Source organism: Kitasatospora sp. NPDC096204 (genome assembly GCF_044763205.1).
Lineage (GTDB): Bacteria > Actinomycetota > Actinomycetes > Streptomycetales > Streptomycetaceae > Kitasatospora.
In genome coordinates this window covers 49,098-74,630 of sequence record NZ_JBIWFT010000023.1, presented here as the reverse complement: position 1 = coordinate 74,630, position 25,533 = coordinate 49,098, and the positions used below count along the sequence as shown (strand labels likewise).

The window sequence follows — 25,533 nt, the reverse complement described above, 5'->3', positions numbered from 1 at the left end:
CCGGGTGGTGGGCAGTGGCGTGCGCAGTGGCCTTTCCGGACGTGGCGGAGACGTGGGCCCGGCCTGCGCGGCGGTGACCCGGGGGCACTGACAGTTCGTCACCGGTTCGGGACAGTGGCCGCCTGCCCCGGGTCGGCGCGCGGGCGGCACAGCAGAGGAGACCACTGATGGAGACCACCGCGCAGACCCCCGCCGGACCGTGAACCCGGCCCCGGCCGGTCCGATCCGCCGTCCGCTCCGCCGCCCGAACCTTCCCGCGCGGCGGCGACGTCGCCTACAGTGAGATCTTCTTGCGAACGGGACCGGGTGACGGCACGAGCGGGGAGGGGGCCGGAGTGGAGCGACGCGTACGTCGGACCGCGGCGGCCGCGCTGTCCTGCGCGTTGCTCGCGGCCTGGGCCGTCTGCCAGGTCCTCCTCGGCACGGCGACTGGCACGGTGACGGGTGCGGCGCAGCCGGCCCCCGGCGCGCCGCCCGCCGTCGCCACCCCGGCCGCCGTACGGCTCGGCCCGGCGGGCGCGGAGGTCCGGCGCACCTCGGACCGCCCCGGCGCCGACGTCGCCCAGCGGCAGACGGCTGCTGCCGAGCCCGGCGTCCGGCTGCCCGCGCTCCCGCCGGCCGCGCTCCCGGCCGCCCGGACGGACGCCCCCCGGCCCCGGCTCGGGGTGTACGCCCCGGGGCCGCGTCAGGAGCGGGCGCCGCCGTCCGACCACTACGACCCCCGCCACACCCGCGGTCCGCCCTCCACCCGGTCCAGCTGACGTCCCACCGCGCCCGCCGACTCGGGTGTCGCGGCCTGCCCGCGGCCCGGACGGGAGGACTCCGGCCACCGTGCCCGGAGCGTTCCCGGCGGCGCGCGTTCCCTCGCGTCCGCCCGTCCCGGGTGCGGCGTCCCCTGCGGACGCCCGGCTCCCGCGGACCGCCCGTGGAGTACCCATGCCTACTCGCCGTGCCGCGTTCTGGCGCGCGCTCGTCGCGCTCGCCGTCGTCGGTGTCTCGCTGTACATCGCCCTGACCACCCCGCCCCGCCTCGGCCTCGACCTGCGCGGCGGCACCCGGATCGTCCTGGAGACCCAGGACTCGCCCACCGTCCGCGCCGACGCGGACGCCACCGACCGGGCGCTGGAGGTGATGCGCCGCCGGGTCGACGGGCTCGGCGTCGCCGAACCCTCGCTCGCCCGTGCCGGGGAGCGGCGCATCGTCGTCGAACTCCCCGGCGTCCAGGACCCCCGCGAGGCCGCCGGGGTCATCGGCCGCACCGCCCAGCTCACCTTCCACCCCGTCACCAGGGCAGCCGACGGCCCGGCCGGACCCCCTGCGGCGGACGGCTCCCGGGTCCTCGCCGACCCCGGCGTCCCCGGCGGCCACCTGCGGCTGGGCCCGCCGGTGCTGACCGGCGACGGCGTCAAGGACGCCTCGGCCATCCTCGACACCCGGACGGGCCTCGGCTGGAGCATCGACCTCTCCTTCCGCGGCTCGGCCGGCGACGCCTGGGCCCGGCTCACCGGGGAGGCCGCGTGCGCCGCGCCGGCCGACCCCGCCCGCCGGGTCGCCATCGTGCTCGACGACCGCGTCCTGTCCGCCCCCGGCGTCCAGGACAGCGTGCCCTGCGGGCAGGGGATCACCGGCGGTTCGACGCAGATCACCGGCGGCTTCTCGGCCGACGAGGCCCGCGACCTCGCCGCCCTGGTCAAGGGCGGCGCCCTGCCCGTCCCGGTGACGGTGATCGAGCAGAGCACCGTCGGCCCCACCCTCGGCGCCGAGGCGATCCGGGCCGGCGCCCTGGCCGCGGTCATCGGCCTGCTGTGCACCGGGGCCTTCGTCATCGCGGTGTACCGCCTGCTCGGCGTGCTGGCCACCGTCGCGCTCGCCCTCTACGGCCTGATCTCGTACGCCGCCGTGGTCGCGCTCGGCGCGACGCTCACCCTGCCCGGGCTGGCCGGCTTCGTGCTCGCCATCGGCATGGCGGTGGACGCCAACGTGCTGGTCTTCGAACGGGCCAGGGAGGAGTACACCGCTCCCAGGGCGGCCGGCCCCGGCAAGGAGCGCGACCTGCGGCGCCCGCTCCGCGTCGGGTTCGCGAAGGCATGGAGCGCGGTGGCCGACTCCAACGTGACGACGCTGCTCGCCGCCGGGCTGCTCTTCGTGTTCGCCACCGGCCCGGTCAAGGGCTTCGGGGTGACGCTCTCGATCGGCGTGCTGGCCTCGATGTTCTCGGCCATGCTGATCACCCGGCTGCTCGCCGAGTGGGCGGTGCGCCGGCCCGCCGTCGCCCGGCGGCCCACCCTGACCGGCATGGCCACCGTCGGCCGGCTCCGGACCCGGCTGACCCGGCGGCCGCCCCGGCTGATGCGCCACCGGCGGCGCTGGCTGGGCGCCTGCGCCGGCCTGCTGCTGCTCGCTCTGGCCGGGATCGGCGGGCGCGGCCTGGACCTCGGCGTCGAGTTCACCGGCGGCCGGGTGGCGCAGTACACCGCCGCGCAGCGGGTCGACGCGGACGCCGCCCGCGCGGCGGTGGTCGACGCCGGGTTCCCGCAGGCCGTGGTGCAGACCACCGGCGACACCGGCGTGTCCGTCCGCACCAAGGAGTCCGGCGACGACCAGCAGCAGCGCATCCGGGAGGCGCTCACCGGCGTCACCGGCGAGCTGTCCGTGGAGCGCGACGAGCTGATCGGGCCGAGCCTCGGCAGCGAGCTGCGCGACTACGCGCTGGCCGCGCTCGGGCTCGCGGTCGCCGCCCAGCTGCTCTACCTCACGATCCGCTTCCGGTGGACCTTCGCGGCCGCCGCGGTGATCGCGATGGCGCAGGACCTGCTGCTCGTCCTCGGCCTCTTCGCCTGGCTGGGCAAGCCGGTGGACAGCGTCTTCCTCGCCGCGCTGCTCACCATCGTCGGGTACTCGGTCAACGACACGGTGGTGGTCCTGGACCGGCTGCGCGAGCTGCGCCGGACCGGGACGAAGGCGAGCTGGGCGGACCTCGCGGACCGCGCCGTGGCACAGACCCTCCCCAGGACGGTGAACACCGGTATGGGGGCGCTGTTCGTCCTGGTGGCCCTGGCGATCCTCGGCGGCGACTCGCTCGCCGACTTCTCGGTGGCGCTGCTGGCCGGGGTCCTGCTGGGCACGGCGTCGACGGTGTTCACCGCGATGCCGGTGGTCGTGCTGCTCCAGGGGCGGTTCCCGGATCGGCCACGGGGGGCCGGTGAGGCCGGGGAGGCACGGGCGCCGCACGCGGCGGGCGCGGCGCCGGCGCGCGAGCACAACGGGGCGGTGGTCTGAGCGGCGCTGGTCCGGTGGGGTGGCCGCGCGTTTCGCGACCGGCCGGCCGAGTGCGGTCGGCCGGCCGGTCGCCGGGGAGGGTCGTGGCGCGCTGACCGCACCATGGGGGCTCGAACGGCTTGTCGTACCGGGCGGGGACAGGCCCGGCTCGACAAGCCGCCAGACTGTGGCCGCAGCCGTGATCACGCCAAGGTGGACAGCGCTTGGGTGAGCAGTTGTTCGATGCCGCGCGGGTCTCGGCCGCGTCCAGGCCGTCGAAGAAGGGCTCGACGTCGTCGCGGGCCGGGGTGCTGATAGTGCGGGCGCCGTGGCCGGGGTTCTTCCCTGGTCACGGCGCCTTTCGGCGTCCCGGGGCGGGTCGCGGGAAATTTCTTCGAATCCGGCTGCAACCCCCCGGCGGGATGGACGTCTATCAGGGTGAGAGGCGGGGAGAGCGAGCCGGCGGAGCCGGGGGGCTCGGGCCGGCTCCTCGGGGCGCGACAGTAGGCGCCCGCTCATCCGATCAAAACCACCAGCACCGTGTCCTTTGGGGGGACTGTCACATGAACGCGTCCGTTATCACCCGTATTGCGAAGATCATCCCGCTGGCCGTCGTCGCCGCCGTCGGGGTCGCCGCCTGCGGCCCGACCAACGGCGGGTCGTCCGTCGCCGCCTCCGCCCCCACCCCCTCGGCCACCTCCTCGGCCACCCCCGGCGCGGGCGCCGTCCCGACCACCCCCGCCCCGGCCGCGCCCACCACCGAGACGCCGGCCGCCGCGCCCACCGTCGAGGCCCCGGTCGGGCAGGGTCCCGCCGTCGCCGAGACCGACGTCAAGGCCGACACCAAGTCGGCCGTGAAGCCGGCCACGAAGGCCCCGGCCAAGCCCACCGGCGGCATCGGGATCACCTTCAACGGCCTCCACCAGGGCCAGAAGATCCAGGTCGGCGACCAGGTCTCGTTCTCGGTGACCTGGAAGAACAACGACGCCTCGGGCACCCGCAGCGTGGCCCCGGTGGTCGCGACCCAGCAGTACGAGGGCGCGCAGTGCCGGCGGATGCTCGCCATGGCGCAGGGCACCCTGGAGCGCAAGGACGCCTCCGGCTGGAAGGCCATGCCCGCGCTGAGCCAGGGCGGCGGCATGGACTACGCGGGCACCGGCAACGACGCGGCCTTCACCCTGGCCGCGGGCGAGAGCCGCACCGTCGAGTACCGGATGGTCCTCGACCGCGGCAACCAGCCGGGCCGCCTGCTCGTCGAAGCCGACGCCGTGACACCGTCCACCTACCAGGTGCTCACCAAGGGCGTCGTGACCACCTCGGTCGTCGACAGCCACCGCCCGGCCGTGGCCTTCTCCTCCAAGCCCTCCCCGCTCGTCATCGACAAGACCCCCACCGAGTTCACCTTCAAGGTCACCTCGCCCGACGGCCCGGGGCGCCTGCGCCCGACCGTGTACCTGTCCCTGCCCGCCAGCGAGGGCCTCACCGGCGAGGACGTCACGATCGAGGCCAAGGTCGGCAACGAGTGGAAGACCTTCGAGGTGACCGAGGACTGCAACGGACGACTCGGCGTGGCCCCGGCCCAGCTGGAGGGCGTGACGAAGGGCAACCCGGTCGCGTACACCTTCCGGGTCGGCCTCAAGCGAGCCCCCGCCGCGCCGGTCGGGATCGAGGTCGGCGGCGCCTCGGATGGCCACTACGGTGCCACCACCACCCTGCGGCCCGCCGTCCGGAACTGACGCCGCAACCCCACACCTGAAGCCGAAGGCCCGGCCTCCCATCGGTCGGGAGGCCGGGCCCTTCACCGTGTCTCACCTGCCCGGGGCACGGATTCTGTGCGGCGGGTGGCTCGTCCGTGCTTCTCCCCGGCTACGGCACGCGGTGCGGGACGTAGCCGGCACCGGTGAACAGGTCGTTCCAGGACAGTCCAGCTCCGACCGGTGAGTCGTCGTTCGGCGCCGTGTGCGCATCAGGTGACGGATGCTCGGCGATGGCTGGGCCCGTCGGTCAGTCGACGCCCTCGATGATGCGGAAGTCGCGCTCGACGCAGTCGGAGAGGATCGCCAGTGCCTTCTGGTATGCCTCGCTCTCGTATGCCGCGACGGCCTGTTCGAAGCTGTCGAACTCGATCAGAAGGACGCGTTGCGTGTTTCCGGCTTCGTGGGCGACGACTCGGCCACCACGGGACAGGACCCGCCCGCCCCCGGCTCGGACGGCCGGACCGGCCAGCTTGTCGTAGGCACTCAGCCTCTCGGGGTCGGAAATGGCGCGGTAGACACTGACCCAGTAGCCCTTGGGCATGGAAACCTCCTGTGTTCGGCCGGACATGTCCGACTTGGAATTGACGCTCGGATCGCTCGATCCCGGCGGCGGAGCACCGGGCATTCGTGATGACGTGCTGATCCGGCCCGGTTCGGCTCTGCTGCCCGCGACTGCCGGTTCGCGTCCGGGCGAGGTTCTTCCTCAACGCCCCGGGCGCCGACGGCGACCGCCGTCCGGGGCGCCGGATGCGGGGCTGGGGCGTGGCGTTGGGTGAGAGATGCATAAAGAATTCATATAAATATTCTATGCTTCACGCATGAGCCGTCAAGACGCCACTCATGGCGCTTCCACTGCGATCGGGTCGGTCCTCTACGGGCTGGCCACCAGGGCTGTGCGACGCCTTCCGCGCGATATGAGCATCACGTCCGCCGCCACCCTGGCCACCCTGCACAGGACCGGCCCGCGACGCATCACCGAGCTGGCCGCGATCGAGGGGGTCACCCAGCCCGCGATGACCGTGCTGGTCCGGGTGATGGAGGAGTCCGGACTGGTCGAGCGAAGGGGCCACGCGTCCGACAAGCGGGTCACGCTGGTGTGTCTGACCGAGGCCGGCGCGTCGTACGTTCAGGCCCGGCGCCAGGCGGGCGCTGATGCGTTCGCGCGGCTGATCGACGAACTCGCCGACGACGAGGTCGAGGCCCTGGTGGCGGCGCTTCCGGCACTGGCGCACCTGGCAGAGCTCGAAAGCCAGGACCGCGAAGGGCCGAAGCGGTGACGGAGCGCACCCCGGAGCGCACCCCGGAGCGCACCCCGGAGCGCTCCGAGCCGCGGCTGCTGGTCCCCGCCCTGCTGTTCATCGCCCTGGTCGTGGCGGCGGTCGCCAGCCTCGGGACGCCGCTGATCACCAGTGTGGCGACCACGTTCCACGTTTCGCTCGACAGCGCGCAGTGGGCGCTGACCGTCGCACTGCTGAGCGGCGCCGTCGCCACGCCCGTCCTCGGCCGGCTCGGAGCCGGCCCGCACCGACGGGCCACGATCCTCGCCACGCTGGCGATCGTCGTCGTCGGCAGCGCGCTGACCGTGCTGCCGCTGCCGTTCGCGGGGCTGCTCGTCGGCAGGGCGGCCCAAGGCGTCGGGCTCGGTCTGACGGCGCTGATGATGGGCGTGGCCCGGGACCATCTTCCCGAGGAGCGCGGCACGGCGACGATCGCCCTGATCTCGGTGGTCTCGATCATCGGTGCCGGCGTCGGCTACCCGCTCACCGCACTGCTCGCCGAGATCGGCGGCGTACGGGCCGCCTACGGCTTCGGTCTGTTCGTCACCGCCGTCGCCTTCCTGACCGCGTGGCGTTCCATACCCGCGGCTCCCGAAGGCCGCTCCGCGCACGTGACCGTGGCGGGCGCGCTCGTCCTCGCGGGTGGACTGTTCCTCGTCCTGTTCCTGGCCGGCCAGCGGAGCCTGTGGAGCCGTCACCTCGCCGTGGCGGTGATCCTCGCCGTCGTCGCCGTGCTCCTGCTGTGCGTCTGGACCGCCTCCGAGCTGCGCAGCAAGGCGCCCCTGGTCGATGTCCGGGCGGTACGGCACCCGGCGGTCGCCGGAGCGAACATCGCCATGTTCGTCGGTGGCAGCGGCATGTACCTCCTGCTCACGCTCATCACGCGGTACGCGCAGACGCCGCACAGCGCCGGCTACGGCTTCGGGCTGACCACCTTCGTCGCCGGGCTGGTCCTCGTCCCGTTCTCGGTGCTGGGGTTCGTCGCCGGCAGACTCACGCCCCGGGTTCGGACGCTGATCGACGCACCCGTGCTCCTGGCCGGCAGTGCCGCCATCGTCGGCGGCGGGTTCGTCCTCTTCGCCGCGGCCCGGTCGAACCTGGCCGAACTGCTCGTCGCGATGGGTGTGCTGGGCTTCGGCGTCGGCAGCTTCTCGGCCGCCATGCCCGGCGTCATCCTGGCCGTCACGCCCAAGAGCGAGACGTCGAGCGCGATGAGCTTCAACTACGTCGTCCGCAGCGTCGGGTACTCCCTGGGCAGCGCGACAGGCGGCCTGGTCCTGGCCGCCGGCACCGACACCGGTCGTCTCTTCCCGAACGACCACGCCTACACCACCGCAGCGCTGTTCGGCATCGCCGCGATGGCGGTCACCGCCCTGGTCGCCGCCGCCCTCACCCGCCGACGCCCGCGCGAGATCAACCCCACCGCGGCCGTTGCGCTCGCCCACGAGTGCCTTCGGGTCGGGGTCGAACCGTGCGCATGCCGCACCGATCCCCCCTAGGGAGCGGTAAGTTGACGCTGCCGACCCATGAGGAGAACGACCGACGTGACCGTTGACCAGGCTGCCCTCGGCAGCGCCGTGAAGGCCGTCGTCGCTGCCGCGCGCGACGATGATGTGGCTGCCCTGTACCAGGCCGTGATGCCGCCGAGGGGTGGGGACACTCCTCCGGGCGAGGTCGCCACGTGGTTCGGGATGCTCCTCGTCCATCTGGCACTCACCGCCGCGAGCGCTTCGAAGCTGGAGCAGGGCTGCTCCCGGGAGGCCGTGTCGGCGTGGATCGAGGAGACGCTGGGCCCTCGGCCCACCCCGGCCCTGTTCCGTGCCGAGGATCCTGGCCGCATCGACCACGTCGAGGCGGTGAGCGCCGCAACGGACTACTCCCGGTGCCACGAGTATGCCGTCGACCTGGTCCGGTTGGGCCTGGTCGAGCCGGATGCGGCACCGGACGAGCGGGGCGTCGATGCCCACTGCACGGTGACGAACGACAAGAAGCTGCGGATCATCGTGATGGCGATGCTCGGCCGCCTCGCCGCCGATTCCGGCGGGCGAGGTTGACGGCGCCGCTTCGCGGGCGCGCGGGCGCCGGGCCGCCGGTGTCAGTCCGGTGCCGTGGGCTCGGCCGGGAGCGCGAGGCGGATGCGGCGCCGTGCCGGGTCCACTTCGGCGATCCGCGTCGTCAGTTCGTCGCCGACCCGGATGTCGCGGTCGCCGCCGAGCTGAGACAGTTCGGAGTTGTGGAGTAGGCCGTCCATTCCGTTGTCAACGCTCACGAACACGCCGAATGGGACCAGCTTCGTGACGCGGCCTTGCAGAACGCTGCCGACCTTGTCGACCCATGCCAGCCACGGGTTGGGCTGCAGGGCGATCAGGGACAGGACAGCCTGCCCGCGCGTCTCGGCGTCGACTCCGAGGACCGCCGCGGTCACCCGCTGGCCGATCGTCACGACCTCGCCGCAGGAGGAGATCCACTTCCACGAGACCTCCGGTGGTGGAATGAAGCCCACCGAGGGTTCGGGGGCTCCGTCAATGTCGACGAGCACGCCGAAGGTCTCGATCGAGGTAACCACCCCCGAGCGTTCTACGCCACGACGGAGTGTCGCCAGGAACTCCTTGAGCGCCGGGGAGGGAAGCGGACAGGTCACGGCCGTGACCCTACGCCACCCCTACGTCGGTGGGCGACCGGCTCGTTCCTCGTAGTCGTCAGTAGCGCCAGCGGGTGGCGGCGATGAGTTCGGCGTCCGTGTGCATCGCGAAGAGATCGGCCTCCGCGCGTCGGACGGCCAGGACGGTGTCGAAGAGTTCGGGGCCGAGTGCCTGGCGCAGGACGGCGGACTTCTCGTAGGCGTCGATCGCCTCGGGCAGGGTCGCCGGGAGGCGTTCGGCGTCGTCGAGGGCGGCGGGGTCGGTCGGGGTCTCGGGTGGGAGGGGGAGGCCGGTGTCGAGGCCGGCGAGTCCGGCGGCCAGCGCGCCGTCGATCGCCAGGTACGGGTTGGCGGCGGCGTCGAAGCACTTGAGTTCGGCGTTGGCCTGCCCGGCGGCGGAGCCGGTGATCAGGCGCAGCGCCGCCTCGCGGTTCTCCAGGCCCCAGCAGCGGTGGGCCCCGGCGAAGTGGGAGGGGACCAGCCGCAGGTAGGAGGCGGGGCTGGGGGCGCCGAGGGCGAGCAGGGCGGGCAGTTCGGCCAGGACGCCCGCGAGGAACTGCTCGGCCTCGGGGTGCAGCCCGTGGCGGCCGGGGCCGCCGTGCCCGAGGTTCCGGCCCTGTCGCCAGAGGCTGAGGTGCAGGTGGCCGCCGTTGCCGATCGAGCCTTCGGTGAACAGGGGCGCGTACGAGACCCGCAGGCCGCGCCGGGCGGAGACGGCCCGGATGGTGTGGCGCACCATCATGGCGGTGTCGGCCGCCTCGACGGGGCCTTCGGCGGCGACCGAGACCTCGAACTGCCCGGCGGCGTACTCGGGGTGGAGCTGGGCGACGGCCAGCCCCTGGTCGGTGAGGGCGCGCAGCACCTCCCGCAGGTAGTCGGAGTGTTCGATGAAGCGGGTCATCCCGTACCCCGGCGCGGTCGTCGCGGGGGCTCCGGCGGCGTCGGCCACCACCCACTCGACCTCGATTCCGGCCCGCACCGAGAACCCGCGCCGCTCGACGGCCTCGGTGACCCGGCGGGCGAAGCCGCGCTGGCAGCCGGGGTGCGGGGTGCCGTCCTGGGTGTAGCGGTCGGCCGGGGCCCAGGCCCAGCCGGGCTGGGCGGCGAGCGGGGTGAGCCGGTCGAGGTCGGGGACGAGCCGTAGGTCGCCCACCGGGCCGGTGCTCGACGGCGTGGTGGTGAAGGAGTCGTCCACCAGGGAGACGTCGAAGCAGGGTACGGCGCCGACACCGTGCTCGGCGGCGTGTTCGAGCTGGGTGAGCGGGACGGACTTCACCCGGGTGATCCCGGCGTTGTCGACCCAGCCGAACACCACCCCGTCGATTCCGTCGGCGGCGAGCTGGGTTCGGGCGGCCCGGGCCCGGGCCGCCCGATCGGCTCGGGGGTGCGTGGTGGTCATGCGGTTCATGCTGGCGTTCGTGGCGGCGGGTGGGTGAGCGGTCGGCCTGGAATTCACCCGTTCGTGAAAGGCCGGGGTTGTGGGGTGACACAGGAGTGGGGAGGCGGACGTTCTTCGGCGGCGTCCGGCGGGGCCCGGCTGTCAATGTCGTGAGGGATCACGGTGACGCCGTCCGGGTGATTTCGAGTGCTCGGGCGGGGGCTCAACGACGCTGCAACCGCCCGACGGCAGCGGGCGGGAGCCGGTGCGTGGCAGGTGCGGGCGCAGGCCCCGGAAATCCGTAGAGTGCGCGGGACGGGAGTTCAAGTCGGGCTTCACAGCCGACCTTTGGACTCCCTCGTCTCATCTCATGGGTGCCAGCAAGCCCTTGACGTCAATCATCCAGTCGGACCGGGAGTTCACCCGTGAGGCCTCATAGCATCGACGTGCGCCGGATCGCCGAACCACGCAGGACAGCCGGTCAGGAAAGATCCGGTCACCGCGCCCCGACCTCGCCGGCCGCCGGGCACGCGGTCACCGCCCCCCTCTCCGGTGATCGGTACGACCGCTCCGCGCTGCGTGCCGCGTTGGCCGCCGCCACCGAGGACGTCTCATCTACGACCTCGACGGCATCGGCCGTCAGTACGCCGCGTTGTGCGCCGAACTGCCGGGCGTGGCCGTCCGGTTCGCGATGAAGGCCTGCCCGGTGGACGAGGTGCTCGGGCACCTCGCCGGGCTCGGCTCCGGCTTCGACGCGGCCAGCCCGCAGGAGATCGCCCAGGCGCTGCGCACCGGAGTGCCGCCCGGGCTGATCCACTACGGCAACACCGTCAAGTCGGACCGCAACATCGCCGAGGCCCACCGGCTGGGCGTGCGGGACTTCGCCACCGACAGCCTGGAGGACGTCGCGGCGATCGCCGAACACGCCCCCGGCGCACGGGTGTTCTGCCGGATCGCGACCAGCGGCGAGGGTGCGCTGTGGGGCCTGAGCCACAAGTTCGGCTGCTCGCCGGAGGACGCGCCGCTGGTGCTCGACGAAGCCCGTACCGCCGGGCTGGTGCCGTCCGGCCTGTCGGTGCACGTCGGCTCCCAGCAGATGACGACCGAGGCCTGGGGTGCGGCGATCGACTCGCTGGCCGCCGTGCTGGAGGCGCTCAACCGGCGCGGCATCACCCCCACCCGGATCAACCTCGGCGGCGGTCTGCCGGCCCTCGGCGTCCTGGACCGCAGCGGGCACCCGCTGGACTCGCCACTGGACAAGATGTTCACGGTGATCCGCGAGGGCATGGAACGGCTGCGCGCCGTCAACGGCGAGCCGCTGGAGTTCGTCCTGGAGCCCGGGCGCCACCTGGTCGCCGATCACGGTGCGATCCGCGCCCAGGTGGCGCGGCTCACCTCCCGCCGCCGCCTCGACGGCACCCGGGAGGACTGGCTGTACCTGAGCTGCGGCAAGTTCAACGGCCTGTACGAGATGGACCAGCTCCAGTACCGGCTGGAGTTCCCCACCCACCCCGGCGGCCAGTTCGTCGACGCCGTCGTCGCCGGCCCGACCTGCGACAGCGACGACGCGTACGCCCGGGAGGACGGCCTGGTACGCGTCCCGCGGGCAGCCGCCTCCGGCGACCCGGTGTGGGTGCACTCCTGCGGCGCGTACGCCGCCGCGTACGCCACCCAGGGGTTCAACGGCTTCGTGCCGCTGCCGTACACCTGCGTCGGCGGTCCGGCTCTGGACGGAGAGGACGCATGACCGACACCCGGATCCGGCTGCTCGCGGAGGAGGACTGGGACGAGGTGGTCGCGCTGGAGGAGCGCGCCTACGCCGCCAGCGGCCTGTCCGAGGGGCGGGAGGCGCTGCGTTCCCGGCAGCGCGCCTCGCCGGACACCTGCTTCGTACTGGAGCACGAGGGCGGCTTCGGCGGCTACCTGCTGGCCCTGCCGTACCCGCGGTTCCGCTGCCCGGACCTGAGCCTGCCCGAGGAAGGCGCGGTCCGGGAGGGCGACCGGCCGACCAACATGCACGCCCACGACCTGGTGATCTCCGAGCGGGCGCGCGGCCGGGGACTGGCCCCCCGGCTGCTGCGGCACCTGGAGGAGATCGGGCGGGCGGCCCACTGCCGGACCCTCTCGCTGGTCGCCGTGCACGGCTCGCAGGCGTTGTGGGCTCCGCTGGGGTACCGCGCCCGGCCGGAGATCGGGCTGCCCGCGAGCTACGGCGCCGAGGCGGTCTACATGGTGAAGCTGCTGGAGGCCGCCGTCACCGAACGGTGAAGCCATCGGAACCCGCTGCCACCGATCCGGCCCTCGGGTCCTCACCCGGAGTCGACGTGGGGTGATCGCCGGCCCCGCCATGGCGGACGGCGGGCATCGGGGCGAACGGCCCGGGGAAGGATAGTCGCAAGGATCGGTTTTCGACTGCCCTCGCGGAGGACCGATGCGCCAGGACGGACGGGTCGCGGACTCCCTGCTCGCGCTGCTGAGCCGGGACTGGCTGGGAGTGCCGGTCGCGGTGCTGGTGGTGGCGGCCGGCGGCGGACTGGTCGGGACGGGGACGGCCTGGGCGGTGGCGCTCGGTGGCCCGGTGATGGCCGTCGGTGTGCTGCTGGCGGCGGGAGCCGCGCGGCACCTGGTGCTGGTGGCCCGCGAGGCGCGGGGGCATCCGCCGCCGGGGCGGCTTGTGGACGTGGGCGGGCACCGGATGCACCTCCTCGCCGAGGGGGAGGCCGGGGGCGGGCCGACGGTGGTCTGGGTGCCCGGCGGACACACCCCCGGTGAGGAGCTCGGGGAGCTGCACACGATGCTGTCGGCGAGGGCCCGGTCGGTGCTGGTGGACCGCCTCGGGACGGGCCGGAGCGATGTCGGGCCCTTCCCGCGGACGACGGCGGTCGAGGCGCAGGAGCTTCCGGCGGCGCTGGAGGAGGCGGGGGAGCGGGCTCCCTTCGTGTTCGTCGGCCATTCCTTTGGCGGGCTGCTGGTCGCGAACGTGGCCAGGCGCCGGCCGGACCTGGTGGCCGGCCTCGTCCTGCTGGATCCGACGCCCCTGGAGGTCATCGCGTTCGCGCCGCCCAACCGACGGCTCGCGGCGATGCGCCGGGGCCTCCTGCTGACGGCGGTGCGGCAGCTGTTCGGCGGCCGCCGAGGCCCCGGGTGCCGGACCGGGCCGGGCTGCGCCGCCGCGTCGGTCTTCGCCGAGCTGACGCCGTCCGGGCTGGCGAAGGTGGGCTGGGAGACCGTGGTGTACGACGGTGACCTCGGCGATCTTCCGCTGGTGCTGGTGATACCGCGGGACCTCATCGGGGGTGAGGCGGTGCTGGCCGGCGCCCGGGACGCGGCCGAGGCCGAGCGGATCAGCCGCTTCTACCTCCGGAGCAGGACGCGGTACCTGGCGGCGTCGACGTCGTCCCGGCTGGTGTACACGCCGGAGGGGACGGGCCACGACTTCCCGCACGAGGCGCCCGAGTTCGTGGTCGGCGTGGTCGAGGACCTGGTGCGGGAGCTGGGCCCGGTCAGCCCATGACCGTCCGGGCGGAGTCGGGCCGGACCGGGCGCAGGCGGGAGAAGGTGCCCAGGTCGACGACGTTGCCGGTGTGGTCGCAGCGGTGGCGGACCGGGTCGCGGTCGTGGTCGTGGCCGGACTCGACCGCGTCGATCAGGGCGGTCAGGTAGCGGCCCACCAGCGGGGCGTTCTTGAACTGGTTGCCGCTGGTGCCCATGGCGACGTAGTAACCGGCCAGCGCGGTGCGGTCGTAGACCGGGGCCCAGTCGTCGGCGACGTCGTACACGCCCGCGATCCCGAGGGGCCGGTTGGGGACGCCGATCTCCGGGAAGCGGCGGGCCGCCCGGGTGACCTGGGTCCGGAAGCGGCGGGCGGTCGGGCGGGGGTCGGCTTCGTCGGGGTCGTCGATCCACTGCGGCGGGTCGCAGGCCGGCTCGGTGCCGCCGACCAGGAGCCGGCCGCCGGGGGCCGCCCGCAGGTAGGTGCCGAGGTCGAGGTCGGCGACCACGGGGCCGAAGCCGGACGCGGCGACCACCGGGGCGAAGCCGGGTGCGGCGACCACCGGGCCGAAGCCGGGCGCGGCGACCTGGTGGACCTCCTCGCGCAGCGGCCGTACGCCGACGGTGAAGTCGTCGCCGACGCCGGCCAGCCGGTTGAGGCCGCCCGACCACGGGCCGGCGGCGTTGACCACGACCGGTGCGGCGATCCGGGTGCCGTCGGCCAGCCGGATGCCCGCCACCCGGTCCGCGGACCGGTCGACGGCCACCACGGTGTGGTGGAACAGGAAGCGCGCGCCCAGCTCGCCCGCCGCGTCCGCGAGGTTCTGGGCGGCGAGCTGCGGATCGTCGACGAACCCGGCGTCCGGGGTGAAGAGTGCGCCGAGTTCGCCGGAAGGCGCGTCGAAGAAGGCGTCGTCGTCCACCGGCTTCGGCGGCCAGTACCGGCCGGCGTCGATCCCGGGCAGCCGGCGGCGCAGCGCGTCGGCGTCCCACCGTTCGTACGGGACGCCGGCGCGGTCGAACAGGGCGGTGACGGCGGACGGGTCGGCGGCGGGGGAGTCGAGCAGGACGACGCCGGCGCGGTGGAAGGCGACGAGCGGGCGGCGGCCGGTGAGCCGCAGGTGCTCGGGCCAGGACGTCCAGAGGTGCTGGGCCTCCCAGGCGGTGGCGACCCCGTCGAAGGTGGAGTAGTTGAACCGGATGATCGCGCTGGAGGCGCTGGTGGAGCCGTGGCCGGCCGCGCCCGCCTTGTCGACGACGGTCACCTGCCGTCCGGTGCGGGCGAGTTCGAGGGCGATGGCGGCGCCGATCACTCCGGCTCCGACCACCAGGGCGTCCGGTGGGCGACTGGGCATCAGGACCTTCCGGAGGAGGGGAGGCGGGGGACGGCGTCGAGCAGCGCCCGAGTGTAGGGGTGCCGCGGCGTGCGCAACAGGGTTTCGGTGGGGGCGGTTTCGACGATCCGGCCGTCCCGCATGACCGCCAGCACGTCGGAGACGTGGCAGACCGCGGGCAGGTTGTGGCCGATGAAGAGCATGGACAGGCCGAGCCGCCGCTGGAGGTCGCGGATGGTGTTGAGGACGGCGGCCTGCACCGACACGTCCAGGGCCGAGGTGATCTCGTCGGCGATCAGCAGGGCGGGCTCGACGGCCAGGGCGCGGGCGACGGCGACCCGCTGGCGCTGGCCGCCGGACAGCTGGTGCGGCAGGCGGTCCGCGAACTCGGCGCTCAGGCCGACGAGTTCGAGCAGGGCGGGGACGCGCTCGGCCCGGGCCGGCCGGTCGAGCCGGTGGAACGCGGTGGCCGCTTCGAGGAGCGTCCGGCGGACGGTCATCCTGGGGTCCAGCGCGGTGTCCGGGTCCTGGAGGACGATCTGGACCAGTCGGCCGAGCCGGCGCCGGTCGCCGATCGTCCGGGCCCGGACCTCCCGGCCGTCGAGCAGGACCCGGCCGCCGTGTACGGGTGTGAGGCCGACGATCGCGCGGGCCAGGCTGGACTTCCCGGAGCCGGACTCGCCCACGAGCCCGAGCGTCGTGCCGGCCGGGATCTCCAGCGAGACCCCGTCGACGGCGGCGACGGGGCCGTACGGGCCGTGGTGGCGGACGGTGAGGTCGAGGACCTGAAGGGTGGTCATGAGGCGAGGACCTCCACCGGCACCGGGTTCCAGCACGCGACCCGGTGGTCCGCGTCGAGGTCTTCCAGCGGCGGGGCCTGTTCGGCGCAGTGGTCCCGGCGGCGCGGGCAGCGGGGCTCGAACGGGCAGCCGGGGGCCGGTTTCAGCGGGTCGGGCGGTGTGCCCCGCACCGTGGGCAACGGCCGGTCGCGGTCCGCCGCGAGGTCCGGTACCGACGCGACCAGGGCTCGGGTGTAGGGGTGCCGGGCGCCGCCGGCGAGCCGGTCGGCGGGCAGCGACTCGACGACGGCTCCCGCGTACATCACCAGGACGCGGTCGCAGAACTCGCCGACCAGTGCGACGTCGTGGCTGATGAACAGGACGGCGGCGGAGGTCTCCCGCCGGATGTCGGACAGCAGCCGGGTGATCTGCCGCTGCACGGTGACGTCCAGGGCGGTGGTCGGTTCGTCGGCGATGATCAGGCCCGGCCGCAGCATCAGTCCGGCGGCGATCATCACCCGCTGGCGCTGGCCGCCGGAGAGCTGGTGGGGGCGCGAGCGCAGCAGTTCGGGGGGAAGGCCGACCTTGCGCAGCGCGTCGGCGGCCTCCGACAGCGCCTGGGCGCGGCTCGCGCCGCGGTGCGCCCGGACGGCCTCGGTGAGCTGGGTGGAGATCCGCAGGGACGGGTTGAGCGCGGAGGCCGGGTTCTGGAAGACCGTCGCCAGGCCGGTCGCGAGGTGGCGGTCGCGCTGCTTCGGCGTCAGGGTGGCGAGGTCGGCGCCGAGCAGCCGGAGGGTCCGCCGGGTGACGCGGGCCCGTTCGGGGAGCAGGTCGGCGATGGCGAGCGCGGTGAGCGACTTGCCGGAGCCGGACTCGCCGACGAGCCCGACGATCTCGCCGGGGCGCAGGGCGAGGCTCACGTCGCGCACCGGCCGGATCAGCCCGCCCGGGGTGGGGAGTTCGACGGTGAGGTCCTCGACCTGGAGCACCAGGCCTTCCTCGGCGGGCCCTCCCCCGGCCTTCGGCCGGGGGGACCCCCGTGGGGCGGGCGGCGGCGCGGGCGTACGGGGTGCCGGGGTGCGCCGGGCGACGCCGCCGGCCAGGACCTCGCCGAGGAGCTGGAAGGTCACCGCCGCGTAGAGGACGGCCAGACCGGGGGCGAGGGCGGGCAGCGGGTCGGCGTAGATCCGGTCGAGCCCCTGGTTGAGCAGCTGCCCCCAGTCGTAGTCGGGCGGCTGGACGCCCAGGCCGAGGAAGCTCAGCCCGGCGAGCGCGACGAGGGCGGTGCCCGCGGCCGTGGTGGTGGCCAGCAGCAGCGGCTCGGCGGTGTTCGGCAGGACGTGCCGCCACAGCAGCCGGTGGCGGCGCAGGCCGAGGACCCGGGCGGCGGCCAGGTGGTCGGTGCCGGCGACGGCGGCGGAGAGCGTCTGGGCGAGCCGGGCGAAGCCGGGGACGCCGGCGACGGCGAGGGCGAGCACCGCTCCGGCGGCGCCCGCGCCGAACACGACCGCGAGGAACATCGCGACCAGCAGCGCGGGGAAGGCGAGCAGCAGGTTGATCAGCGCGGTGAGCAGCCGGCGGGCGCGGTGGCCGACCACGGCGGTGGCCGCGCCGAGCAGGATGCCGCCGGTGGCGCCGAGCAGGGTGGCGGCCAGGGCCAGCAGCAGGGAGGGCCGGGTGGCGGTCAGGACCCGGGCGAGGACGTCCCGGCCGAGGTTGTCGGTGCCGAACGGGTGGGCCGTGGAAGGGCCCTGGAGTACCGCGAAGGGGTCGGGACGGTCGGCCGCGGTGCCCCACAGGAGCGGTGCGGCCAGTGCGAGGACGAGCAGCGAGGCCAGCATGACCGCCGTGGTCCAGGCCATCGGTGAGCGGAGGTACCGGCGGGGAAGGGACATCTCAGCTCTCCCGGATCGTCGAACGCGGGTCCAGCACCGCCAGCAGCACGTCGACCAGGAGGCCGGAGAGCAGTACGGCGGAGCCCAGGATCAGCACCATCGCCTGGATCACCGGGTAGTCCTGGCTGACCACGGACTGGGCCATCGCCGAGCCGATGCCGGGCCAGGCGAACACCTTCTCGACCAGGACGGTGCCGGCGATCATGGCGGGCAGCAGGCTCCCGGCGACGGTGAGCGCGGCGGTGGCCATGTTCGGTGCGGCGTGCCGCAGGTAGCGGCGGGTGGGGGACAGCCGTTTGCCCCGGGCGGTGCGCAGGTAGTCCTCGCCCAGCACCTTCAGCGCCTCGACCCGGACGATGCGGACCAGGACGGCCGTCGGCGCGAGGGCGAGTGCCAGGACCGGCAGCACGAAGGACTCGGCGCCCGCCGCGCCGGCCACCGGCAGCAGTCGGAGGCCGACGGCCAGCAGCGCGGTGAGCCCGGCGGCCAGCACGAAGTCCGGCACCCCGGCCAGGCCGGCGGTGACCACGGTGAACGCCAGCTCGCCGCGCGGGCGCCGGCCGTCGCGGGTGCGGACCGCGGCGAGCAGTCCGCCGGGCAGGGCCACGGCGAGGGTGACGAGGAAGGCCAGGCCGGCGATCTCCAGGGTGGCCGGCAGCCGGGTGCGGACCAGCTCGGCGACCGGCGTGCCGGTGACCAGCGACGTTCCGAGGTCGCCGTGGACGAGGCCGCCCAGGTAGTGCCGGAACTGGGTCGGGAACGGTGCGTCGAGGCCGAGTTGGTGTCGGCGCGCGGCGACCAGGGCGGGGGCGGCGTCGACCCCGAGGGCGGCGCGGACCGGGTCGCCGGGGACGAGGCGGACCATCGCGAAGGAGGCGGTGAGCACGATCGCGAGGGAGAGCAGCAGCCGGGCGGTGCGGCGCCCGAGGAACACCGTCCAGGGGTTGCGCAGCAGGCGGGGCAGGGACACGGTCGGCCTCCCGGTCACCGGTGGAGGCGGATGCTGGTGGGGACGAGCTGGCCGCCGAAGGTGGTGGTGAAGGTGGTGCTCCGGCCGTACACGGTGCTCCGGCCGTCGGCGATCGGCAGGGCGTCGGCCGCGCGGAAGAGCGCGGCGGCGGCCCGGTTCCAGGTGCCGCAGCCCTCGGTGTCCTGCTCCCGGAGGGCCTGGGCGACCAGGGCGTCGTACTCGGGGTCGGTGATGCCCGCGAAGTTGAGGCCCTGGGCGGGGGTGGGGCCCGAGAAGAACGGGATGAAGCCGACCGGCAGGGCGAAGCCCGGCGTGGTGCCGACCACGACGTCGAAGTCGCCGGTCCGGTACATGGCGTTGACGAGTGCGGGCAGGCTCTCGGTGACGAGCTTGACGTCCGCGCCGAGCGCTGTCCAGGTCCGGGCCATCAGCTCGGCGGCGGGCGGCAGGGTGGGGCCGAGGTCGGGGCTGGTGATCAGGCGCAGCCGCAGCGGCCGGCCGTCCCTGGTCAGCCGGCCGTCCGGCCCGCGGGCCCAGCCGGCGGCGCGCAGGGCCTCGGCGGCGTCCTGGGTGGGCAGGTTGGCGGCGGCGAGGTCGGCGTGGCAGACGGCGCCCTCGGCGCCGAAGTCGCCGGCCGGGTGGCCGGTGCCGCCGACGGCGACGTTGGCGAGGCCCTGGCGGTCGAGGGCGGCCACCAGGGCGCGGCGCAGCGCCGGGTCGGCGAGGGGGCGGCCGGGGCGCTGGTTGAAGAAGGTCAGCCCGACCACCGTCGCCACGTCCTCGGCCGTCAGGCCGTGGCCGGTGAGCCGGGCGCGGTCGGGGCCGTTCACGCTCGCGATGTCGATGCCGCCGGTGAGCAGCAGGTTCGCGGCGGTCGCCGCCTGGGGCACCACCGAGAGGACGATCCGGGCCGGCAGGCCGGGCGCCGCGGTGGTCGCCCCGGCCGGGCCCCAGCTGTAGCCCTCGCGGACGGTGAACTCGTAGGGCCCGCCGGGGGAGTAGCGGGTGAGCACGTACGGGCCGGTGCCCCGGGTGGTGCGGCCGAGCGACGACGGATCGTCGAGCCCGGCGGGGCAGACGATCGGCAGCAGGCCGAGGGAGCGGGTGAGGAACGGGAAGGGCGCGGTGGTGGTGGCCGACACCGTGCCGGCCCGGTCGTCGGCGCTCGCGGTGAACGGGACGTTCGGCAGGACGGTCTGGGCGCCGGCGAGCTGCTTGGCCGGGTCGCTCGCGTACGTCAGCGCCCTGGCCACGGCGGAAGCGGTGAGCGGGGTGCCGTCGGAACAGGTGACGTCCGGACGGAGGGTGAAGGTGGCCGTGGTGGTGGAGGCCTGCCAGGAGGAGGCGAGGCCGGAGACCACGGTGCCGTCGGGGGCGAGGTTGACCAGCGAGTCGTAGGAGAAACGGGCCTGGCCGGCCCCGAAGGTGGAGTACGGGTCGAAGCTCGGCGTCTCGCTGGACGCGGCGATCCGGACGGTCCCGTGCTCCACGAGCGGAGTGCTCGTCGAGGACGGGGCGGCACCCCCGCAGCCGGCCACCGTGAGGGCCAGTGCGGCGGCGGTGAGGGAGCGGGCGGCCGACGGGGTGCGACGGGGCATGGGGCCATGGTGCCAGCGAGTTCTGTCACTGGCGAGTCAACTCGCCTGTGCAGTAAGCATGTTCGAATGCCGCGTGGTGTGGGTCGGGGTCGGACCGGCCCTTCCCGGCGGCGCTCCCGGAGGCCTCGGTCGGGACAGCCCGACGGGCCGGCGCGGGGGTTCCGTGTCGGCCGGCGCCCGCGCGCCACCCGTCGCCTCACCCGTTCGAGGGACACGGGGGCCGCCGCCCCGTGGACCGGGTGGCAGGGCGGCCCGTCGCCGCCACACTGGCCGCATGAGCGTGAGGACGAACGAGCCGGGTCATCTGGCGGACCGCTACTGGGAGTTCCTGCTGGAGCGCGAGCCGCTGCTGAGAGTTCGCCAGGGGCTCCCGGTCGGGACGCTGCCCCCGGCCTCGCCCGTCGAGGCCGAGGAGCGGGCGCGGTTCGCCGGGGAGGTGCTGGCGCGGGCGCGGGCGCTCGACGGAGCGGAGCTGCCCGGCACGGATGCCGACACCGTCGGATTCCTCGCGGGTCTGGCCGAGCAGGAGGTGCGCGCCCACCGCTGCTACTGGCTGACGCCCGCGGCCACGCCGTACCGGCTGTTCCCGCTGTCGCTGTACGTCGACGCGGTGTTCCGCCCGTTCGTCTTCGCCGAACCGGCGGACTCCGAACGGTACGTGGCACTGGTGCGCGAACTGGCCCGGGTGGTCGGCTCGATCGCCGACAAGACGACGGAACAGGCCGCCCGTGGCTTCCGGGTGCCCGCCCCGGCCCTGGCCGGAGCCCGCGCCACCCTCGTCGGCCTGCGGACCTCGGTGGCGCAGCGGGTGGAGGTGGACGACGGCCGGCTCGGCGGGCTGGGAGCGGCCGGGCGCGGGCACCTCCGGGACGGCGTACGGCGCCTGGTGGACGGCGAGTTGGTGCCGGGCTTCGACCGGCTGCTCGCCCTCCTCGACGACCCGGACTACCTGCGCGAGGCACCGCGGGAGGTCGGCTGGGCGCGCTACGAGGGCGGCGAGGAGGCGTACCGGGACTTCGTGCGGACCCAGAGCGGGGGCGACACGCCGCCCGAGCGCTGGCACGAGCTGGGCCGTGAGCAGTGCCTGGAACTCGCCGAGCGGATGCGGGAGGTACGCGCGACGCTGGGCTTCCACGGCTCGGAGGCCGAGTTCCACGAGCGGCTGCGCACCGATCCCCGGCTGTACGCCCGGACCCCCGAGGAGGTCGAGGCCCGCTACCAGGGCTACCTCGACCGGCTCGCCCCGCTGCTGCCGCGCTGGTTCGCGGTGCTGCCGGCCGCGCCGTACGGGCTGGCGCGGCTGGACCCGGCGCTGGAGGCGGGGATGACCTTCGGGTACTACGAGCAGCCGACTCCGGCCGCGCCGGTCGGGCGCTACCGCTACAACGGTTCCGGCCTGGAGGGGCGCTCGCTGATCGGCGCGGCCTCCCTGATCCACCACGAGCTGGCTCCCGGGCACCACTTCCACCTCGCCCGGCAGGCGGAGAACCGCGCCCTGCCGCAACTGCGCCGAGAGGTGGCCGAGTTCGGTGCCTTCAACGAGGGCTGGGCCGAGTACGCGGCGGGCCTCGGCTGGGAGATGGGCCTCTACGACGACCCGTGGGACGCCTACGGGCGCCTCGCGCAGGAGCGGTTCACCGCGCAGCGCCTCGTCGTCGACACCGGGCTCAACCTCGGGACGATGGGTCTGGAGCAGGCCCGGGACTTCATGCGCGCCAACTCCACCGAGGCGGAGGGCCAGATCGCCTCGGACCTGCTGCGCTACGCGACGGACCTGCCCGGGCAGGCGCTCTCCTACCGGGCGGGCTACCTGGAGTTCGTCCGGCTGCGGGCCCGGACGGAGGCCGAGCTGGGCGCCGGGTTCGAGGTGCGGGCCTTCCACGAGGCGGTGCTGGGTGGCGGTGGGCTGCCGTTTCCGGCGCTGGGGCGGAGGGTGGAGAGGGAGGTCGGCAACCGGTATTGATCTGAAAATCGGATCATTTGTTGATTCGGTGGCACTGTATGTCGCAACTTGCGGAAGGCGTGTCTTGTAAAGCACTCGCACGGGTGAATCTGCCGAGGATATTTGGTCCCGAGAGGATCGGCTCGACTACGGTGACAAAGGAGCGGGCGGTGGACCCCGTCGACGAGGAATTCGGCCCAGCAGGGAAATCCGGCACGGGAATCGAGAATTCCGGACGTGGGTGCTTCGGCCCGCTCTGTTGTGTGTGCTCCGGAGTTCGCAGTGCCCCCGGGGTTTCCCTGTCATCCGTCTGCGTAGAGAGGTTGGAGCAACATGCCGCCCGTAGTACCGCCCTTCCTGGTCGGCCTCATCGTCGCGCCACTGGCCAAGCGCCTCCTCAAGCCGCTGGTGCGCGGCGTCGTCAAGACGTCCGTCGGAATCGTGATGGAGGTGAAGAAGGCGGCCCACGAGGCCGGGGAGAACATCCACGACCTCGCGGCCGAGGTGGCCGCCGACATGGTGGCCGCGCAGGTCGCGTCCGACGAGCACCACCACCGGGCCGCCGAGAGCGCCAGGCCGAACGGCGAGAAGGAGGACGAGGCCGTCCAGCGGGCCGAGCACGAGGCGAGGGGCCCCAGGATCCGCGCGACCGCCGGCGCCGGCGCCGGCGCCGCCAAGACGAACTGACGCCCCCGCCGCGGGCCCGAGCCGCCGCCTGGGCGCATGTTCCGGCCGAACCCGGAGGATGTGTCCAAGCGGCGGGTCAGCCGACGGCCCGAAGGCCGAACCGTATTCCCCTTCAGAATTCCCACTTCGTCGCAGTGCTCCGCCATGCCCAATGACGGCCCATCCGCGACCTCCGCAAACAGGTGATCGTACACATGCCATCTCTGCTGGGTGCCGCAGCCGGGAACCTCTCCGTGGATTCGGACGTGCGCCCGCGTTCCGTCGTCCCGGGGCGCCAGCGCTGGGACGTCAAGCCGGTCCTCGGACGGCCCCGGACCGCCGAAATCCTCGCCGCCGCCCTGCGGCGCGTCCCCGGGATCACCGAGGCGCAGGCAAGTCCGATCACCGGTGGGGTCCTCGTCCGGTACGACGCGCGGGTGCGCGCCGCGGACGTCGGCCGGATCATCCGCAGGGCGGTCGCCCTGGTCACCCAGGGGCCGGTCGGGACGGGAGGCCCGCCGCCCGCCCGGCCCGCCGCCGCACCGGCCCCGCACCCGAACCGCGGCCTCGTCGTGCGCCCGGTCCTCGCCGTCGGCGGCGGGGTGGCGGCCGGCGTCGCGCTGATCCGCGGGTCGGCGCTCAGCAAGCAGCTGGTGGCAGTCGGCGGGATCGCGGCCGCGACCGTGGCCGTCCTGCGGAAGGCCTGGCGCAGAACCGTCGACACGGCCGGCGAACCGGCCGGGCTCGGGGACGAACGCCACCCCCTGCTGGAGATCGTCGGACCGCACCGGCGGCGGCTCCTGCGCGCCTCCGCGCTCTCCGTCGCCTGCCAGTTCTCCGAGATGGCGCTCGCGACCTTCCTCGGCTGGACCGCCCTGGTCCTCATCAAGGGCGAGGCCGCACCGCTGGTCCGCCTCGGCCTGACCACCGCCTCCGCCCAACTCTGGGGCCTCGCCGGACTGGTGGCCGTCGCCTGCGCCGCCGTCGCGGGGCTGTCGTACTCCTCGAACCTCCAGTGGCGCCAACTCGGCCAGGACATCGAGCACGACTGGCGCAGCCGCACCTACGACCACGTGCAGCACCTCGAACTGCGGCACCTGGAGGGCGAGCGGACCACCCGGATCGCCGGAGTGCTCACCGACGACGCCCGCCAGCTGGGCGCCTTCTTCGCCACCTCGGCCAGCGACGTGCTCCAGATGGGCACCAGCCTGGCGATCCTGGTGCCGGTGTTCCTGCTGCTGGCACCGCAGATCGCCTGGATCGCCTTCCTGCCGATCCCGGTCATCGCCTGGCTGTCGCTCCGCTACCAGGAGAAGGTCACCGCCGACTACGCCGCCGCCGGCGAGGACCGGGCCAGGCTGCACAGCCAGCTGGTGAACACCCTGGAGGCCGGCGCGACCGTCAAGAGCTTCTGCACCGAGGACTACGAGGCCGAGCGCGTCGACCGGTTGAGCGCGCGGGCCCAGGACAGCACCGAACAGACCGACCGGAGCACGATCCGGCACGCCGAGACCGTCCGGGTCTGCACGACCAGCTCGATGGCCGGCACCCTGCTGATCGGCGGCCGGTCGGTGCTCAACGGCAGCCTGCCGTTCGAGGTGTTCAGCCCGCTGATCGGGCTGCCCCAGATGGTGCTGCTGCGGATGAACCGGCTCGGCGGCATCGTCGACCAGTACCAGCGCACGATGTCCGCCTACGACCGCGTCCACCGGCTGCGCGCCCTGCCCGTCGAGGCCGAGGGCACCGGCGACCCGCTCGACAGCGGCAAGGTGCGCGGCGAGATCGTCCTCGACGACGTGACCTTCGCCTACCCCGGCCGGCCGCCGGTGCTGGAGGACCTCTCGCTGACCATCCCCGCCGGGCAGGTCACCGCCCTCGTCGGCGCCACCGGCTCCGGCAAGACCACGGTCGCCAAGCTGCTGATGCGCTTCCAGGACGCGGAGTCCGGCAGCGTGCTGCTCGACGGACAGGACGTCCGGGAGCTGCGGCGGCACGACCTGCGCCACGCGATCGGCTTCGTCGCCCAGGACCCGTTCCTCTTCGACGGCAGCATCGCCGACAACATCCGCTACGGCAGCTTCGGGGCCTCGGACGAGGCCGTGGTCCGGGCGGCCACGATGGCCGAGGCCCACGCCTTCGTCGCGGCGCTCCCGGACGGCTACGACACCCTGATCGGCGAACGCGGCGCCGCGCTCTCCGGCGGCCAGCGGCAGCGGATCGCCCTGGCCCGGGCGATCCTCAAGGACTCGCCGGTCGTCATCCTCGACGAGGCCACCTCCGCCGTGGACAACGAGACCGAGGCCGCCATCCAGCGCACCCTGCGCAGCTTCGCGGCCGACCGGACCATGGTCGTCATCGCCCACCGGCTCTCCACCGTCCGCCACGCGGACCGGATCTACGTCATGGACAAGGGCGGCGTGGTGGCCGAACAGGGCACCCACGACGAACTCCTCGCCCTGCACGGACTCTACGCATCCCTCTGGCAGCTCCAGGCCGGCGAACTCGCCGCCTGACCACAGCAGCAGCGCCCGCCCGCCGGCCGCGTG

General features: G+C 74.2%; 19 protein-coding genes and 1 pseudogene. 12 read left to right on the top strand and 8 right to left on the bottom strand.

Translation table 11 applies throughout. From position 1 onward, the window contains the following. The first annotated feature begins 335 nt into the window (after positions 1-335). The 3 genes from ACIQ87_RS24535 (at position 336) to ACIQ87_RS24525 (ending at position 4,994) form a co-directional block, all read left to right on the top strand. Positions 336-761: a hypothetical protein gene (locus tag ACIQ87_RS24535; protein WP_402410104.1), complete on the top strand. Its 426-nt coding sequence runs from the start codon at positions 336-338 to the stop codon at positions 759-761. A gap of 175 nt (positions 762-936) precedes the next feature. Further along, on the top strand, positions 937-3,279 hold the full coding sequence (secD, locus tag ACIQ87_RS24530) for a protein translocase subunit SecD (protein ID WP_402410103.1): 2,343 nt from the start codon (positions 937-939) through the stop codon (positions 3,277-3,279). Positions 3,280-3,821: 542 nt separating this feature from the next. Next, entirely contained in the window at positions 3,822-4,994 is a 1,173-nt protein-coding gene (locus ACIQ87_RS24525) for a hypothetical protein (protein WP_402410101.1), read from the top strand. A gap of 268 nt (positions 4,995-5,262) precedes the next feature. On the opposite strand, the gene ACIQ87_RS24520 is transcribed toward ACIQ87_RS24525, so the two are convergent. Further along, complete coding sequence (locus ACIQ87_RS24520) at positions 5,263-5,556, bottom strand: DUF1330 domain-containing protein (protein ID WP_402410100.1); 294 nt, start codon at positions 5,554-5,556, stop codon at positions 5,263-5,265. Positions 5,557-5,833: 277 nt separating this feature from the next. Between ACIQ87_RS24520 and ACIQ87_RS24515 the strand changes: the two genes are divergently transcribed. Genes ACIQ87_RS24515 through ACIQ87_RS24505 form a run of 3 tightly spaced genes read left to right on the top strand, consistent with a single transcriptional unit; the run spans position 5,834 to position 8,346 of the window. Further along, positions 5,834-6,292 carry a MarR family winged helix-turn-helix transcriptional regulator gene (locus ACIQ87_RS24515; RefSeq protein ID WP_402410098.1) on the top strand — a complete coding sequence of 153 codons (459 nt, stop codon included), beginning with the start codon at positions 5,834-5,836 and terminating at the stop codon, positions 6,290-6,292. Continuing rightward, positions 6,289-7,791 (top strand): MFS transporter, encoded by a 1,503-nt coding sequence (locus tag ACIQ87_RS24510; RefSeq protein WP_402410096.1) that lies wholly within the window; start codon positions 6,289-6,291, stop codon positions 7,789-7,791. Before ACIQ87_RS24515 ends, ACIQ87_RS24510 begins: the two co-directional genes overlap by 4 nt. Before the next feature lie 45 nt (positions 7,792-7,836). Further along, entirely contained in the window at positions 7,837-8,346 is a 510-nt protein-coding gene (locus ACIQ87_RS24505; protein ID WP_402410094.1) for a hypothetical protein, read from the top strand. A 41-nt stretch (positions 8,347-8,387) separates the two neighbouring features. Here ACIQ87_RS24505 and ACIQ87_RS24500 read toward each other — a convergent pair whose 3' ends face one another. Continuing rightward, positions 8,388-8,933 (bottom strand): S1 RNA-binding domain-containing protein, encoded by a 546-nt coding sequence (locus ACIQ87_RS24500; protein ID WP_402410092.1) that lies wholly within the window; start codon positions 8,931-8,933, stop codon positions 8,388-8,390. A gap of 58 nt (positions 8,934-8,991) precedes the next feature. Beyond that, complete coding sequence (locus ACIQ87_RS24495) at positions 8,992-10,332, bottom strand: glutamine synthetase (RefSeq protein WP_402410091.1); 1,341 nt, start codon at positions 10,330-10,332, stop codon at positions 8,992-8,994. 554 nt (positions 10,333-10,886) lie between these two features. Between ACIQ87_RS24495 and ACIQ87_RS24490 the strand changes: the two are divergent. The 3 genes and pseudogenes from ACIQ87_RS24490 to ACIQ87_RS24480 all read left to right on the top strand — a co-directional run bounded on the left by ACIQ87_RS24490 (position 10,887) and on the right by ACIQ87_RS24480 (position 13,825). Then, a pseudogene (locus tag ACIQ87_RS24490) lies at positions 10,887-12,058 on the top strand (type III PLP-dependent enzyme). Then, positions 12,055-12,579 (top strand): GNAT family N-acetyltransferase, encoded by a 525-nt coding sequence (locus tag ACIQ87_RS24485; RefSeq protein WP_402410089.1) that lies wholly within the window; start codon positions 12,055-12,057, stop codon positions 12,577-12,579. Before ACIQ87_RS24490 ends, ACIQ87_RS24485 begins: the two are co-directional and overlap by 4 nt. Before the next feature lie 163 nt (positions 12,580-12,742). Beyond that, positions 12,743-13,825 (top strand): alpha/beta fold hydrolase, encoded by a 1,083-nt coding sequence (locus ACIQ87_RS24480; RefSeq protein WP_402410087.1) that lies wholly within the window; start codon positions 12,743-12,745, stop codon positions 13,823-13,825. On the opposite strand, the gene ACIQ87_RS24475 is transcribed toward ACIQ87_RS24480, so the two are convergent. The 5 genes from ACIQ87_RS24475 to ACIQ87_RS24455 are packed head-to-tail and all read right to left on the bottom strand — an operon-like array spanning position 13,815 to position 20,379. Next, positions 13,815-15,158 carry an NAD(P)/FAD-dependent oxidoreductase gene (locus ACIQ87_RS24475; RefSeq protein WP_402410085.1) on the bottom strand — a complete coding sequence of 448 codons (1,344 nt, stop codon included), beginning with the start codon at positions 15,156-15,158 and terminating at the stop codon, positions 13,815-13,817. The two genes, ACIQ87_RS24480 and ACIQ87_RS24475, sit on opposite strands and share 11 nt — an antisense overlap. After that, on the bottom strand, positions 15,158-15,937 hold the full coding sequence (locus tag ACIQ87_RS24470) for an ABC transporter ATP-binding protein (RefSeq protein WP_402410084.1): 780 nt from the start codon (positions 15,935-15,937) through the stop codon (positions 15,158-15,160). Before ACIQ87_RS24470 ends, ACIQ87_RS24475 begins: the two co-directional genes overlap by 1 nt. Then, positions 15,934-17,811, bottom strand: coding sequence for a dipeptide/oligopeptide/nickel ABC transporter permease/ATP-binding protein (locus ACIQ87_RS24465; RefSeq protein WP_402410082.1), 1,878 nt, complete (start codon positions 17,809-17,811; stop codon positions 15,934-15,936). Before ACIQ87_RS24465 ends, ACIQ87_RS24470 begins: the two co-directional genes overlap by 4 nt. Position 17,812: 1 nt before the next feature. Further along, entirely contained in the window at positions 17,813-18,781 is a 969-nt protein-coding gene (locus ACIQ87_RS24460; protein ID WP_402410080.1) for an ABC transporter permease, read from the bottom strand. A 14-nt stretch (positions 18,782-18,795) separates the two neighbouring features. After that, positions 18,796-20,379, bottom strand: coding sequence for an ABC transporter substrate-binding protein (locus ACIQ87_RS24455; RefSeq protein WP_402410078.1), 1,584 nt, complete (start codon positions 20,377-20,379; stop codon positions 18,796-18,798). Positions 20,380-20,653: 274 nt separating this feature from the next. Between ACIQ87_RS24455 and ACIQ87_RS24450 the strand changes: the two genes are divergently transcribed. From ACIQ87_RS24450 to ACIQ87_RS24440, 3 genes are all read left to right on the top strand, one after another. After that, the gene (locus ACIQ87_RS24450; protein WP_402410077.1) at positions 20,654-22,342 is read left to right on the top strand and encodes a DUF885 domain-containing protein; all 1,689 of its coding nucleotides are present in this window, start codon (positions 20,654-20,656) and stop codon (positions 22,340-22,342) included. 312 nt (positions 22,343-22,654) lie between these two features. Then, entirely contained in the window at positions 22,655-23,008 is a 354-nt protein-coding gene (locus tag ACIQ87_RS24445; protein WP_402410076.1) for a DUF5132 domain-containing protein, read from the top strand. A gap of 194 nt (positions 23,009-23,202) precedes the next feature. Beyond that, positions 23,203-25,500, top strand: a complete 2,298-nt coding sequence (locus ACIQ87_RS24440; RefSeq protein WP_402410075.1) for an ATP-binding cassette domain-containing protein — start codon at positions 23,203-23,205, stop codon at positions 25,498-25,500. Positions 25,501-25,533: the final 33 nt, after the last annotated feature.